Below are 14,585 nucleotides of genomic sequence, written 5' to 3'. Positions count from 1 at the left end.
CTCAGTTTTGTGAATAAATACCGTATCAGATACGCGCTATCGCTGTGTGATCAATCGCCCCAATGTCATCATCGCGGACGCGACCCGGTCATCCCAGGGATGACCGTAATTGAGGCGGATGTAATCGTTATAGCTGCGCTGCGCCGAGAAGATCGGCCCCGGCGCGAGGCTGATGCCGTTGCCCAGCGCCGCGCGGTGCAGTTCCAGCGCATTGGCGCCTTCCGGCAGTTGCACCCAGAAAAAATAGCCGCCCTGCGGACGGCTGACGCGCGTGCCTTCGGGGAAATGCCGCTCGATGGCTTCGAGATACTGAATCTGCTGCAGCATCAGGGTGTGACGCAGCTGGCGCAGGTGGCGGTCGTAGCCACCCTTGGCGAGATAAGCGGCGACGGCTTGCTGCGCAGGGATGGAAGTCGCCAGCGAAGTGGTCAACTTGAGCCGTTCGATCTGTTTCGCATAGCGCCCTGGCGCCGCCCAGCCGACACGATAGCCTGGCGCCAGGCATTTGGAGAACGACGCGCAATGCATCACCCAGCCTTCGGTATCGAAGGCCTTGGCCGGCGTGGGCCGCTTTTCGCCGAAGTAGAGCTCGCCGTAAACGTCGTCCTCGATCAGCGGAATCCGGTAGCGCGTGACCAGTTCGACCAGCCGTTTCTTGTGCGCATCCGGCATCAGGCTGCCTTGAGGGTTCTGGAAATTGGTCATCAGCCATACGGCTGTGGGACGATACGCCTGCATCGCCCGTTCCATCGCGTCCAGATCGATGCCGGTGACCGGGTGGCTGGGCACCTCCACCGCCTTGAGGCCATTGCGCTCGATGGATTGCAGCGCCGCGTAGAAAGTCGGACACTCGATCAGCACCGTATCGCCGGGCCGGGTGACAGCGGCGAGGCAGAGGTTGAGCGCTTCCAGCGCACCGGTGGTAATCACGATGCCTTCAATCGGCACCTGCACGCCGTCGATCATGTAGCGCAAGGCGATCTGCCGCCGCAATTCGATATCGCCCGGCCCGAGGTCTTCCACCGTGCGCCAGGGGTCCATCTTCTGCACGGTGCTCGCCATGCTGCGCCCCAGCCGCGCCATCGGGAACAGCAGCGGGCTGGGAAAAGCCGAGCCGAGCGGCACGCCCTTGCGCGCCCGCGTCGCTTCGAGCACCTCGAACACCAGCTCGCTCACATCCAGCTCGGCGGGGATATCCGTCATGCCTGATGCGGGTTCCGGCAGCGGCTGCAAACGCAAGGAGCCGGACGAAACGAAATAGCCGGAGCGCGCCCTGGCCGTAATCATGCCGCGCGCTTCCAGCAGGTAATACGCCTCGAACACCGTGGAAGGGCTGACGCCGCGGCTGGAGCTGGTCTGGCGCACGGAAGGCAGGCGGTCGCCGGGGCGCAGCACGCCTTCGCGTATGGACTGCGCAATCGTGTCGGCCAGTTCTTCGTAGCGTTTCATTTCAACACTATTATGAAACCGTTCGGCACCATCTGATACGGTTTTTTTAGTTGAAACTGAATCTGTAATCCTTTTCGCCAAATTCCTACTATGCAGGCTCTCGTTGTTCCGTTTGGAGCCTTACATGCAAGCCGCCGAAGCAAAACAGCCTTTGTTCGCGAAGAAGGTCATCCCGATCACGCCTTACAACGTAAAAGGGCGTTACCGCAACATCAAAAGCCTGATCCTGGTCGTCGCCTATGCTGTGTATTTCTCGCTGCCGTGGCTCACCTGGCATGGCGACCAGCGCACCGGGCAGCCGCTGCTGATCGACCTCGCCACGCTGCGGGTCAATTTCTTCGACCTGGTGATTTTTCCGCACGATCTCATTCTGCTGGTCGGCATGCTGATCCTGGGCGTCGTGCTGCTGTTCATGGCCGCGTCGCTTTACGGGCGCATGTTCTGCGGGTTCTTCTGCTTTCAGACGCTATGGACCGATGCGTTCCGCTTTATCGAACGCATGGTGCAGGGCGAGGCGCAAGCCCGGCTTCGTTTGCGCAAGCAGCCATGGACGGCGGAAAAGGTCGCGAAACTGGGCATTACCCATGCGCTGTGGCTGCTGCTTTCGTTTGCGACTGCGCTGACCTTTGCGCTCTATTTTCTCGAAGCGCCGGTGCTGTTCGCAAAGATTTTCAACGGCACAGCGCCGGCCGCAGCCTATATTGCCGTCGTCACCCTGACGGCGACCACCTATGTCGCCGCCGGGCTGGCGCGCGAGCAAATCTGCCTGGTAGCCTGCCCTTACGGCAAGTTCCAGACCGCCATGCAGGATGCAGGAACGCTGACCGTGATGTACGACCAGCCGCGCGGTGAGCGCACCCTTGGCCGCGCCGCGCCGCGCGCAGAACTGAAACAGGCCGCCGTTCGGGCGGAAAAGGGAGTCGGCGATTGCATTGATTGCAATTACTGCGTGAATGTCTGCCCGACCGGAGTGGATATCCGCAAGGGCTTCCAGATCGATTGCATTGCCTGCGGTTTGTGCGTGGACGCCTGCGATACGATCATGGACAGCGTGAACATGCCGCGCGGCCTCATCCGTTTCGATCGGGGACAAACCGCAGCAGGCAGCCGCCGTCGCTTCAATGCCAAAACTGCGGGCTACTCGGCCATCCTGGCAGGCATGCTGGGATTCGTGATTTACACGGCCAGCACCCTGACGCCCTTCGATGCGACCGTGCAGCACCATGCGCAACCGCTGGTCACGCGCCTGTCGAACGGCGACCTCAAGAACCGATACATCGTGCGCATTACCAACAAAACCACGGCCAGGGCGCAATACATCCTGCGCGTGGAGGGCTTGCCGGCAGAGTCGCTCAGCGGGTCAACCCGGCTTGCGATCCCGGCGGGCAAAACCTACACCCAGACGTTCAACGTCGTTTTGCCGGAGAAAACCGCGCGGGCCACGGAGAAATTCAAGCTGATACTGATGCAGCAGGGGCACCCCCAAGCATCCAGGTCATTCAGCCTGAGCTATTACTCCATGATCTGATTGACTCAGCGCTTCTTCGGCCCGACGCGCAACAATTCGCCATCGTCGTTCACCACATAAATGGCTCCGTCATTGCCTTGGCGAACATCGCGGATGCGCTGTCCCCGGTCGACCAGCAGGTGTTCTTCGCCGGTGACGCGATTGTTGTCGATTACCAGCCTGACCAGTCGCGCCTGGCGCAGGGCGCCGACGAACAGGTTGCCCTTCCACTCCGGCACGGCATCGCCGCTGTAGAACTGAGCGCCGGATGGCGCGATGACCGGATCCCAGTAATAAACGGGCTGTTGCATGTTCGGGCGCTGGCCGGCGGCGGTCTTGATCCTGTCACCGGAATATTCGATGCCGTAAACCTGCATCGGCCAGCCGTAGTTTTTGCCGGCCTCCAGCAGGTTGACCTCATCGCCGCCGCGCGGCCCGTGCTCCACGAGCCATAAGCGGCCCTGACCGTCGAATGCGGAGGCCTGCACGTTGCGGTGACCGTAGGTAAAGATTTCCGGCAGGGCATCGGCTTGCTTGACGAAAGGATTGTCCGGCGGCGGCGTACCGTCGGGCTTGATGCGCAGCACCTTGCCAAAATGACTGTTGAGGTACTGGGCTTGCGGGCGCGTTTCGAGGTCGGAACGTTCGCCCATGGTGACATAGAGCATGCCGTCCGGACCGAATGCGAGGCGCGATCCGAAGTGCATGTTGTTGTCGTAGGTGGGGCGCGTATGCAGGATGACTTTCACCTGGTCGAGCTGCGTGCCGTCCGACGACAGCACGCCGCGCGCAACGCTGGTGCCGTTGCCGTTGTCGCGGGGCTCGGTGAAGCTCCAGTAGACCGTGCGGTCGTTCTTGAAATCGGGACTCAGCACAAGATCCAGCAAGCCGCCCTGCCCGCCGTCATCCACTTCGGGGACGCCCTTGATGGCAGGGCCGACCTTGCCGTCGGCCGACACCAGCCGCATCTGGCCGCGCTTTTCGTTAACCAGCCATCGGCCGTCTGGAAGCGGCTCTATCGCCCAGGGCTTACGTAAACCCTTGGCCACAACAGCCACGTCGATACTTGCTTTGGTTGAAACGCCGCACGTGCGCGTCTGGCCCTGGAAAGCCGGCTTGAAGAAGGGAGCTTCTTTCTCGCCGGTTTTCAAGGGCTTGCAATCGGTCTCGGCATAAGCTCCGGCAATCGACCCAAACAGCAGGATAGGGAAGAACAACAGCTTGCGGAAGCGTGGAGGGGTGTCTTTTTTTTTCATCGTGCGCTCCTGTAATAGCAGGGATATTGCATTGTGATGGCGAAAAGCGCTCCGGGTTCCGAAAAAGTATTTCTGTATGCTTCCCGCTTGGCTTTCCGGCCGCTACAAATGCCAGTACTTCCTTACTCCTCGTCGGCCACCTCACAGTATCGGCGCCTGGCTCGTCGGCGTATCGATAGAAACGAACAAATAGTAAGTTTTTATCGAACTTGCAACGACGCTTATGCTGGTATTCTCGAAGTTCGCCGGAACGGCTCCCGAATATTTATTTAGAGGAAAACCATGAAACGCTTTTTTTCGACCCTGATGGTGGCTTTCACCTGCATCGCCTTGTTCGCGCCCCCGGCGGCTGAGGCTGGCAAACGCTTCGGTGGTGGCAGCAGCTTCGGTAAACAGCGCACGGTACAGCAGGCGCCGCAGAAATCCGCCGACCAGACCACGACACAACAGAAGCAAGCGCAACAACAGCCAACCCAGCAAGCCCAACAGCCTTCCGGTGCCAGCAAATGGCTGGGCCCGCTGGCAGGTCTCGCCATCGGCGCCGGTCTCGGCGCGCTGCTGGCCAATATGGGCCTGGGCGGCGCGATGGGCGGCATCCTGATGGCCTTGCTGGCTGGCGGCCTGGTGCTTTTCCTCGTCTCGCGTTTCGTCAAGGCGCGGAGCCCGGCCATGCAGTACGCAGGACAAGGTGCGCCGTATCATGAGCCCGCGCCGGTACGCGAACCGCTCATCGGCGGCGGTGCTGCTCCTGCGATGGCCCCCGCTACATCGGCGATGATCCCCGCCGATTTCCCGGTCGAAGAATTCCTGCGCAACGGCAAGCGCTCGTTCATCCGCCTGCAAGCGGCCAACGACCGCAAGGACCTGAACGATATCCGCGAGTACACCACACCGGAAATGTTCGCTGAAATTTCCATGCAATTGCATGAGCGCGGCGATGCGGCGCAGAAGACCGATGTGGATTTCATCGATGCCGAACTGCTGGAAGTCGCCAATGAAGGCGACTACTCGATTGCGAGCGTGCGCTTCACCGGCCAGATCCGCGAAAACGACGGCCAGGCGGAACGTTTCGATGAAGTCTGGCATGTGCAGAAGGATCTCCGCGACGCGAAGTCTTCGTGGCTGCTGGCGGGAATCCAGCAAGTTTCCTGATACAGGCAAAACATGAAAAAGCCGGCGCAAGCCGGCTTTTTTATTTGCACGGTCGGACAATTCCACCCGCCGCCAAGTCATCCCATACCCCACCCTGTCCGTTATAGGAAATAGCAGTGCTGATATGGAGTGTTATTGCTGGTGAGCCATATCTTCCGTCAAAACACCAGATAGTAGTTCAAGGTCCAGATGAAACATTTGAGTGTGCTATTGGCAGCCATGGTATGTCTCATGTCGGGCTGTGTCGTTGTGCCTTACCATCATCATGACCCTTATTATTATGGTTATCCGGGCGGTTATTATCAGTATCACCATGATGGGCGAGGCTATCATCACTATCGCCGCTGATTTTCAGACCCAATACTAGTCCCGGACGCAGGCATCACAGCCATGAAACAACTGCGGTGATGCCTGGATTTATCCTTATTAGATACATGAGGCCGGAGTCATTTGTCGTTCAAAATCTTGACTCGACTTTATTGTTTCTTCTCCTTGTTCAGCTTGTATTCAGCTTGGCTCTATAGAGTAAAGACTCCCTGAACCGATAAAAGGAGTCTTGTCATGAAACATATTGCTATCTCTTTCCTGCTGGCCGGGCTCACCGCCGGCGCCGTATTCGCGCTTCCGGCGCATGCCGACGACGATGCCCGCGAAATGGAAGCCCTGGTGAAGCAGTTCGGCTTCATCACCCTGGAACAAGCCAGTACCAAGGCATTGGCGGCAAAACCCGGCGTGATTACCGATGCCGATCTGGATGACCGCGATTTCGGCAAAGGTTGGGATTACGAGTTCGAGATCGCGGATGCCGACGGTCACGAATGGGAAGTGTATGTCGACGCCAAGACTGGCAAAGTACGCAAGGTCAGCCGGGAATGGTTTTAAGCGTTTAACTCGCTGCCTGACGAGCCGCACATCGGAATCGATGGCGGCCCGTCAGGCTTGCGGCAGATTGGAAGTAAAACGCACCTCGACACGCAATCCACCCAGGCTTGCGGATTTTCCGAGCTCCAGGGTTCCGCCGTAGCTCTCCACGATATCCTGCACGATCGCCAAGCCGAGTCCGCTACCGGGCTTGGATTCGTCGGCGCGGAAACCGCGCTGGACCAGGGCTTCCATATGGTCGCCCTGATATCCAGGCCCATCGTCCTCGACGGTGAACCGCACCGCCCCATTGCCGCTCACGGTCAGGGCCACACGGCGCGCGCACCATTTTCCCGCGTTGTCGAGCAGGTTGCCCAGAAGCTCCAACAGGTCTTCACGATCGCCGATGAAACTGGCTCCGGGGGCGATGGACCAGTCGAACTCCACGGCCTTTTCCGCATACAGCAGCCGCATCGTTTTCATCAGCTGGGCAATCTCGAGCTCGAGATCGATACGGCGGCCCGGGCTGCTGTTGCCCAATAACCGGGCGCGCTTGAGTTCGCGTTCCACGATCTGGCCGATAGCGGCCGTGGAGGCATGAATCTGGTTTCGCACTTCCGGCGCCGCGTCGATTTCGGGACGCTCGGCCGCCTGATTGAGCAGCGTGAGCCGGGTTTTGAGCGCATGCGCGAGATTGCCGAGCGCTTCGCGCGACCGCCGTGTCCGGCGCACCATGCCGCCGAGCAGGCGGTTGAGCTCGTCAATCAGCGGCATGATCTCGCTTGGGCCGTGCGCTTCGATATGGTCGGCTTCGCCGCGCCCGAGCCGGATCAGGTTCTGGCGCAGCTTCTGCAAGGGGCTAAGCGCGTTCAGTACGATCATGCGCTGCAGCAGGAGCAGCAGCACCAGACCAACGACGGAGACAGCCGCGTACATCATCTGGAAACGCATCAGGCCGGCCTGCATTGCCGTCAGATCCGAAGCCACGAGAATCGTGATCGGCAGATTCCGCTTCGCATAACCGTGAACGATGGCCAGCAAGGGCTGCCGCTCCGGTCCGGCCAGGCGCAGCATGCGCTGCTCGCCGGGGCCGACGGCCTGGAAGGCCAGATCGGCATCCCACAGCGAGCGCGACAGCAGTCGCTGCCGCGGCGTCACGATGGCGTAATAGTGCCCCGAGAATGGACGCTGGAAGATCGCGCTGACGTGCCTCTCGTCCAGTTGGATAGCGCCTTGCGCATCGAACCGGATACCGGCCAGCAGGCTTTCGCTTTCGAGCTGGAGGCGCGTCGCAAGCTGATCTTCGGTCAATCGCTGAATGGCATAGGTCACCACCAGCCATTGCAAGCCGAGCAGCAGCACCAGGCTCAGCATCAGCCCCCAGGTAAGACGGCCGCGCAGCGACGTCATGCCGCGGCGTCCATGAACACGTATCCTTGGCCGCGCCGCGTTTCTATCCTGCCCAAGCCGATTTTCTGCCGCAGGCGATTGATGTACACCTCGAGCACGTTGCTGTCCCGGTCTTCATCGTATTCATAGACGTGCTCGGTCAATCGGGATTTGGACAATACCTGTCCGGGATGCAGCATGAAGTAGCGCAACAGGCGAAACTCGGTGCCGGTCAGGCCAGACTCGCTGCCGTCGGGGAGAATGACGCACTGGCGTCCCTCGTCCAGCGTAATGCCGCCCACCTGCAGCTTGCCGAGTGCCGCGCCCTGGCTGCGCTTCAGCACCGCACTGATGCGGACCAGCAGTTCTTCGGTATGAAAGGGTTTGCCGATGTAATCGTCGGCCCCGACCTTGAAACCCTCGACCTTTTCCTGCCAGCTGCCGCGCGCCGTCAGGATGACCACCGGCAGGCGATTGCCTCCGGCGCGCCAATGCTCCAGCACGGCCAGGCCCGACCGACCGGGCAGGCCGAGATCGAGCACCGCCAGGTCATACGGCTCGATGTCGCCCAGCGCTTCCGCATCGATGCCATCCGTCGCCAGATCGACCGCATAGCCCGCCTGCTGCAATGCGGTTTTCAGTTGCGGACCGAGTTGCGGATCGTCTTCCACCAGCAGCAGACGCATCTCAATCCTCGCTTTCCACGGCGATGAGCTTGCCGGACCTGGCATCGAGCTTCACTTCCCACACCTGCCCGCGCGCGTCGAGGATTTCGACCTCGTATACATAGCGGCCGTGCTTGCGCTCGAGTTCGGTTTCGAGGATTTCGCCGGGCTTGACCGCCTTGGCGGCGGCCACGATTTTTTCCAGCGGCAGGATAACGCCTGCATCGCTCAGCTTGCGCGCGGCCACCGGGCCTTCATCGGCCACGGCAACAGATGGATGGGCTGCGGCGATAACGGCCAGCAGCGCCATCGCCGCGGCCAGATGGATCAGCGTTTGTCGCGACATTACGACTCCTCCCGGGCAGGACATGCGATAAGGCGCAGTCTAACGCAGCTTCCTTAATTCAGACTGAACGCGTCATGCCGAACCGATGCCGGGTCGGACTCAACGCAATGCCTGCTTATCCGCCGCATCCTGCGTATCGGCATGCCACCCGCCGCCCAGCACCTTGTAGAGCGTTACCTGGTTGCTCAGCATCGTCAGCCTGAGCGTGATCAGGTTCTGCTGCGAGGCGTACATCGCGCGTTGCGAATCGAGCACGCTCAGATAGCTGTCGATGCCGCTCTTGAAGCGGGCCTCGGACAGGCGATAACTGACGTCGGTGGCGTCCACTAGCGATTTCTGCGCGGCGAGTTGCTCGTCCAGCGTGGCCTTGACCGCGAGCGCGTCGGCAACTTCGCGGAAAGCGATCTGGATGGCTTTTTCGTATTGCGCGATATTGATGTCCTTCTGCACCTCGGCCACGTCCAGACTGGCCCGGTTGCGGCCGGCATTGAAGATCGGCACGGTAATCTGCGGAATGAAGGTCCAGAAGCCCGAACCGGCGCCGAACAGGCCCGAGAGCTGGCTGCTCGCCGTACCCACCGAAGCCGTCAGCGAAATGGTCGGGAAGAACGCCGCGCGGGCCGCGCCGATGTTGGCGTTGGCAGCCTGCAACTGATGCTCGGCCTGCAGCACATCCGGGCGGCGCTGCAGGACATCGGAAGGGACGCCGGCAGGGATTTCCGAGAGCGCGGTAACTTCGACCATGCCTCCTTCGGGCCGAGCATCGGCGGGCAATGGCGCGCCCAGCAGCAGCGTCAGCGCGTTTTCGTCCTGCCGCACCAGCGCGGTGTAGCGGGCTACATCAACCTGCGCCGTGTCCATCGTCGTCTGCGCCTGGCGCAGGTCGAGTTCCGACGCCACGCCGAGTTCGAAGCGGCGCCTGGTGAGGTTGTACGATTCCTTCTGGCTGGCGAAAGTGTCCTGCGCGAGTTGCAGGCGCTCCCGATCCGCCGCCAGCGTGAGCCAGGCGTTGGCGACTTCCGCCACCAGCGAAATCTGCGTGGCGCGCCGCGCTTCTTCCGTGGCCAGATAGGACTGCAAGGCCTGGTCGTTCAGGCTGCGGATGCGTCCGAAGAAATCCAGCTCGTAACTGCTGAAGCCGACGGTGGCGCGGTAGCTGCGCGAGGTATCCGAGCTGCCTGAATTCGTTGTCCCTGAACCGGAATTGGCGGAACCGTTGTGCTGGATAGTCGCGCTGGCGCCGCCATCGATGGTCGGGAACAGATCCGCGCGCTCGATGCGGTATTCCGCCCGTGCCCTTTCGATGTTGAGAGCGGCCACGCGCAGGTCGCGATTGTTGGCGAGCGCGATGTCGATCAGCCGGCGCAGTTTTTCATCGACGAAAAACTCGCGCCAGCCGATGTCCGATACGCGCACATCGCCCTTGCCGGCTGCGCTGCCCCATTCCGCTGCCACGGGCGCTTCGGGCCGCTGATACTCGGGCGCCATCGAGGCACAGCCGGTCAACAGCGCGGCCATCGTCAGGGAAATCAGCGTTTTGTTCATATCCATATTCATCAACTCGTTGCAGCCGCCGGGGCATACGTTTCCACCGGCCGATAAGGAAACACCGTGCGGATCAGCACATAGAACAGCGGCACGAAGAAAATGCCCAGCAAGGTCGCCGTCAGCATGCCGCCCAGCACGCCGGTGCCGATGGCCTGGCGGCTGGCCGCACCGGCACCGGTACTCAGCGCCAGCGGCAGCACGCCGAAGATAAAGGCCAGCGAGGTCATCAGGATAGGGCGCAGCCGCTGCTTCACCGCCTGCATGGTGGCGTCGACCAGCGACTTGCCCTGCTCCTGCAATTGCTTGGCGAATTCGACGATCAGGATCGCGTTTTTCGCTGCGAGGCCGACAGTGGTCAGCAGGCCGACCTGGAAATACACGTCGCCCGACATGCCGCGCAGCGTAGTGGCGAGCACCGCGCCGACGATGCCGATAGGCACGATCAGGATCACCGAGAACGGCACCGCCCAGCTTTCGTACAGCGCCGCGAGGCACAGGAAAACAAACAGGATGGAAATCGCATACAGCAGCGGCGCCTGCGAGCCGGACAAGCGCTCCTGGTAGGACGCGCCGGTCCAGTCCAGGCCGAAGCCTTCGGGCAGTTGCCGCACCAGGTCTTCGACGATGAGCATCGCATCGCCCGAGCTGACTTCGTGAGCCGCCTCGCCGACGACTTCCAGCGAGGAAATGCCGTTGTAGCGCTCCAGCAACGGCGAACCGTACGTCCAGCGGCTGCTGGAGAATGCGGAGAACGGCACCATTTCGCCGTTGTTGTTGCGCACATACCACTCGCCGATGTTTTCCGGCTGCATGCGGTACGGCGCATCGGCCTGCACGTACACCTTCTTCACACGGCCGTTGTGGATGAAGTCGTTGACGTAGTCGCCGCCCATCGCCGTCGACAGCGTGCTGTTGATCGCCGAGGTGGAAATATCGAAGGCACCGGCCTTTTCGTCGTCGATATCGACGCGGAATTCCGGCGTATCGTCTAAGCCGGTACTGCGCACCCGGTTAAGGCGCGGTTCCTTCTCGGCAAGCTCCAGCAGCCGGTCGCGCGCTGCGACCAGCGCCTCGTGCCCCTTGCCCGCGAGATCGCGCAATTGCATGGTGAAGCCAGAGCTCTGGCCGAGGCCGCGCACGCTGGGAGGCTGCATGACGAAGATCTTTGCGTCGCGGATTTTCGATAGATCGCGGGTCGCCTGCTGCGCAATCGCGGCGGCGCTTTGCGATTGCTCGGTGCGTTCGGACCAGTCGCGCAGCTTGATGAAGGCGCGCCCCGAATTCTGGCTGCCGCCTCCGCCCTGCCCCATGCCGGTAATGGTGACGATGGAGTCGATGACATCGGTCTTCTTGACGAAGTACTGCTCGATCTCGTCCATCACCTTCAGCGTGCGATAGTCCGTCGCGCCCACCGGTAGCTGCACCTGCGCCATCAGGATGCCCTGGTCTTCGTCGGGCAGGAAGGAAGTCGGCAGGCGCAGGAACAGCACCGCCAGCAAGGCGGCGATGCCGCCGTACACCAAAAGCGCGATGAACTTGTGGCGCAACACACCCTGCACCGTGGATTGGTACTTGCGCGAGGAACGGTCGAAATTGCGGTTGAACCAGCCGAAGAAGCCGCGTTCGCGATGCGGATGCGCGCGGTCGACCGGCTTCAGCAGCGTGGCGCACAGCGCCGGCGTCAGCACCAGCGCCACCAGCACCGACAACAGCATCGCCGACACGATGGTGATAGAGAACTGGCGATAGATCACGCCGGTGGAACCGCCGAAGAAGGCCATGGGCACGAATACCGCCGACAGCACCAGCGCGATGCCAACCAGTGCCCCGGTGATCTCGCTCATAGATTTGCGCGTGGCCTCCTTGGGCGGCAGGCCTTCCTCGCTCATCACGCGCTCGACGTTTTCGACGACGACGATGGCATCGTCCACCAGCAAACCGATGGCGAGCACCAGAGCGAACATGGTGAGAGTATTGATCGTGAAGCCGAACGCCGCCAGCACGCCGAAGGTGCCCAACAACACGACCGGCACCGCAATCGCCGGAATCAACGTGGCGCGCCAGTTCTGCAAGAAGAGGTACATGATCAGCACCACCAGCAAGATGGCCTCGGCCAGCGACTTGACCACCTCCTCGATGGAAATCTTCACGAAAGGCGTGGTGTCGTAGCCGATCTCGGTGCGCAGCTTGAGTTCGGGCGGGAAATATGGCTCCAACTCCTTCATCTTGGCCTTCACGGCTTCGGCCGTGTCCAGCGCATTCGCGCCGGCCGCGAGGCGGACGATCATCGCCGCGGAAATCTTGCCATTGAATTCGGTGCGCGGCGTGTAGCTGTCGGCGCCGAGTTCCAGCCGCGCCACGTCGCCGAGACGCACGCTGGCGCCGTCGGTGGTGGATTTCAGCACGATGTTGCGGAATTCCTCCACGCTTTGCAGCTTGCTGCGCGCGCTGATGGTGGCGTTGAGCTGCTGGCCGGATGCGGCGGGCAGCCCGCCCAGCTGGCCGGCGGAGACTTCGGTGTTCTGCGCCTGGATCGCGGCGCTGATGTCGGACGGCATCAGGTTGTATTTCACCAGCCTGGCCGGATCCATCCAGATGCGCATCGCGTAGCCGCCGCCGATGGCCTGCGCTTCGCCCACGCCGTCGATGCGGCTGACCTGGTCAAGCAGCGTGCTGTTGATATAGTCGCCGATATCGATGGGCGAAACATTGGGGTCATCGGAAATCAGCGAGACCACCATCAGGAAGTCGATGCCGGACTTGTTGACCCGCACACCCTGGTTTTGCACCACTTGCGGCAGGCGCGGCATGGCCTGCTGCAGCTTGTTCTGCACCTGCATCTGCGCCACGTCCGGGTCAGTGCCGGCGGTGAAAGTCAGCGCAACGCTGGCGCTGCCGGAGGAGTTGCTCGACGAGGTCATGTAGGTGAGATTGTCGATGCCCTTCATCGCCTGCTCGATCACCTGCGTCACCGAGTCTTCGATGGTCTTGGCCGAAGCGCCGGTATAAGTGGCGCTGATATTGACGCGCGGCGGCGCGATGTCGGGATATTGCTCCAGCGGCAGCGCAAAAATGGAGGCCAGGCCGGCCAGCATGATGACGATGGCGATGACCCAGGCAAAAATGGGACGGTCGATGAAGAAACGGGCCATGATCGTGCCTTACTTTCCGCTGGCTTCGGCGGATTTGTCGACCGCTTCGGCAGACATGACACGGGCTTTCACCGCATCGCCGACACGTATCTGCTGCACACCTTCGACGATCACGCGATCGCCGGCAGCGAGCCCGGCGTTGACCAGCCACTGGGTGCCAATGGCGCGCCCGACTTCCACCCGCCGCTGTTCCACCTTGTTTTCGGCATTGACCACCAGCACCAGCGCGTCGCCCTTGGCGGTGCGCGTGACGCTTTGCTGCGGCACCAGGATGGCCGCCTCGTCCACGGCTTCTTCCAGTTGGGCGCGCACGTACATGCCGGGCATCAGCAGGCCTTCCGGATTGGGCACGATGGCGCGCAACGTGACCGCACCGGAGGTCGGATTGACGGTGACGCCGCTGAAACTCAGACGGCCGGCGTGCGGATACACGCTGCCGTCTTCCAGTAGCACCTTGATGCGCGCCTCGTCGGCGCTGATGCGCTTGAGGTTGCCCTTGGCAAGCTCGCGCTTGAGCCGCAGCAGATCGCTGCTGGATTGCGTCACATCGACATAAATGGGATCGAGCTGCTGCACCGTGGTAAGCGCGGCCGCCTGGTTGGCCGTCACCAGCGCGCCGGGCGTAACCACCGAAGTTTCGACGCGGCCGGAAATCGGCGCGGTAATGCGGGTATAGGCAAGGTTGATGCGCGCGGTTTCCAGTGCCGCCTTGGCCAAGGCAACATCCGCTTCGGATTGCTTCAGCGTTGCCTGCATGTCGTCGTAATCCTGCTTGCTGACGGCATTGATCGCGACCAGCTCGGTATAGCGCTCGGCCTTCACCTTGCTGGATTTATACGTGGCTTCGGCTTTCTGCAGCGCGGCCTGGGCGCTGGCGTAGGCAGCTTCGTACATCGCGGGGTCAATGCGGTACAGCGTCTGTCCGGCCCTGACCATCGCGCCTTCGACGAATGTGCGTTCCTGGATGATGCCGCCGATCTGCGGGCGGATCTCGGCGATCATGCGCGCGTTGGTGCGGCCCGGCAGTTCGGTCACGATGGGCTGGGCGCTGGACGCAATTTCTACCACGCCGACCTCGGCCGTTTTGGGCGGAGGCGCCTTGTTTTCGCCCGACGAGGGATTGCAGGCCGTCAACAGCAGGAGCACGGGAAGCAAAGTCAGCAGAGATGGTGTGTAGTTGATTTTCATGGCATCACGGAAAAACTAAAAAACTCCGGGCCGCGCTTTCGCGTTACCCGGAGAAGGGAGTAAATCAATTCA

Annotated in this window: 11 protein-coding genes; 3 read left to right on the top strand and 8 right to left on the bottom strand. The window is 61.6% G+C overall.

All coding sequences use genetic code 11. The features are described 5' to 3' along the window. Window positions 1-36 precede the first annotated feature (36 nt). The gene (locus tag A7976_RS10640; protein ID WP_067111331.1) at window positions 37-1,449 is read right to left on the bottom strand and encodes a PLP-dependent aminotransferase family protein; all 1,413 of its coding nucleotides are present in this window, start codon (window positions 1,447-1,449) and stop codon (window positions 37-39) included. A gap of 124 nt (window positions 1,450-1,573) precedes the next feature. On the opposite strand from A7976_RS10640, the gene ccoG reads away from it, so the two are divergent. Next, a complete protein-coding gene (ccoG, locus tag A7976_RS10635; RefSeq protein ID WP_067111328.1) occupies window positions 1,574-2,977 on the top strand; it encodes a cytochrome c oxidase accessory protein CcoG in 1,404 nt (467 codons plus the stop codon). A gap of 5 nt (window positions 2,978-2,982) precedes the next feature. Here the strand turns inward: ccoG and A7976_RS10630 are convergent, their stop codons facing one another. Continuing rightward, window positions 2,983-4,212: a PQQ-dependent sugar dehydrogenase gene (locus A7976_RS10630; protein ID WP_067111325.1), complete on the bottom strand. Its 1,230-nt coding sequence runs from the start codon at window positions 4,210-4,212 to the stop codon at window positions 2,983-2,985. Between the two features lie 282 nt (window positions 4,213-4,494). Here A7976_RS10630 and A7976_RS10625 point away from each other — a divergent pair, with 282 nt between their 5' ends. Both A7976_RS10625 and A7976_RS10620 read left to right on the top strand, forming a co-directional pair. Beyond that, window positions 4,495-5,364 (top strand): Tim44 domain-containing protein, encoded by an 870-nt coding sequence (locus tag A7976_RS10625; protein WP_067111322.1) that lies wholly within the window; start codon window positions 4,495-4,497, stop codon window positions 5,362-5,364. A 561-nt stretch (window positions 5,365-5,925) separates the two neighbouring features. After that, window positions 5,926-6,246, top strand: a complete 321-nt coding sequence (locus tag A7976_RS10620; RefSeq protein ID WP_067111319.1) for a PepSY domain-containing protein — start codon at window positions 5,926-5,928, stop codon at window positions 6,244-6,246. A gap of 51 nt (window positions 6,247-6,297) precedes the next feature. Here A7976_RS10620 and A7976_RS10615 read toward each other — a convergent pair whose 3' ends face one another. The 6 genes from A7976_RS10615 to A7976_RS10590 form a co-directional block, all read right to left on the bottom strand. Next, window positions 6,298-7,635: a sensor histidine kinase gene (locus tag A7976_RS10615; RefSeq protein WP_067111317.1), complete on the bottom strand. Its 1,338-nt coding sequence runs from the start codon at window positions 7,633-7,635 to the stop codon at window positions 6,298-6,300. Beyond that, window positions 7,632-8,300, bottom strand: coding sequence for a response regulator transcription factor (locus A7976_RS10610; RefSeq protein WP_067111313.1), 669 nt, complete (start codon window positions 8,298-8,300; stop codon window positions 7,632-7,634). The genes A7976_RS10615 and A7976_RS10610 overlap by 4 nt, the downstream gene beginning before the upstream one ends. 1 nt (window position 8,301) lies before the next feature. After that, window positions 8,302-8,625 (bottom strand): PepSY domain-containing protein, encoded by a 324-nt coding sequence (locus tag A7976_RS10605; RefSeq protein WP_067111310.1) that lies wholly within the window; start codon window positions 8,623-8,625, stop codon window positions 8,302-8,304. Between the two features lie 99 nt (window positions 8,626-8,724). Then, window positions 8,725-10,170, bottom strand: coding sequence for an AdeC/AdeK/OprM family multidrug efflux complex outer membrane factor (adeC, locus tag A7976_RS10600; RefSeq protein WP_067112007.1), 1,446 nt, complete (start codon window positions 10,168-10,170; stop codon window positions 8,725-8,727). An 11-nt stretch (window positions 10,171-10,181) separates the two neighbouring features. After that, a complete protein-coding gene (locus A7976_RS10595; RefSeq protein WP_067111301.1) occupies window positions 10,182-13,325 on the bottom strand; it encodes an efflux RND transporter permease subunit in 3,144 nt (1,047 codons plus the stop codon). A 9-nt stretch (window positions 13,326-13,334) separates the two neighbouring features. Beyond that, window positions 13,335-14,513: an efflux RND transporter periplasmic adaptor subunit gene (locus A7976_RS10590; RefSeq protein ID WP_082878096.1), complete on the bottom strand. Its 1,179-nt coding sequence runs from the start codon at window positions 14,511-14,513 to the stop codon at window positions 13,335-13,337. Window positions 14,514-14,585 lie beyond the last annotated feature (72 nt).

The organism is Methylobacillus sp. MM3 (genome assembly GCF_001645185.1).
In the GTDB taxonomy this organism is placed as follows: domain Bacteria; phylum Pseudomonadota; class Gammaproteobacteria; order Burkholderiales; family Methylophilaceae; genus MM2.
Note: the sequence above shows the minus strand (reverse complement) of the source record. Positions and strands in the feature narration are given on the sequence as shown.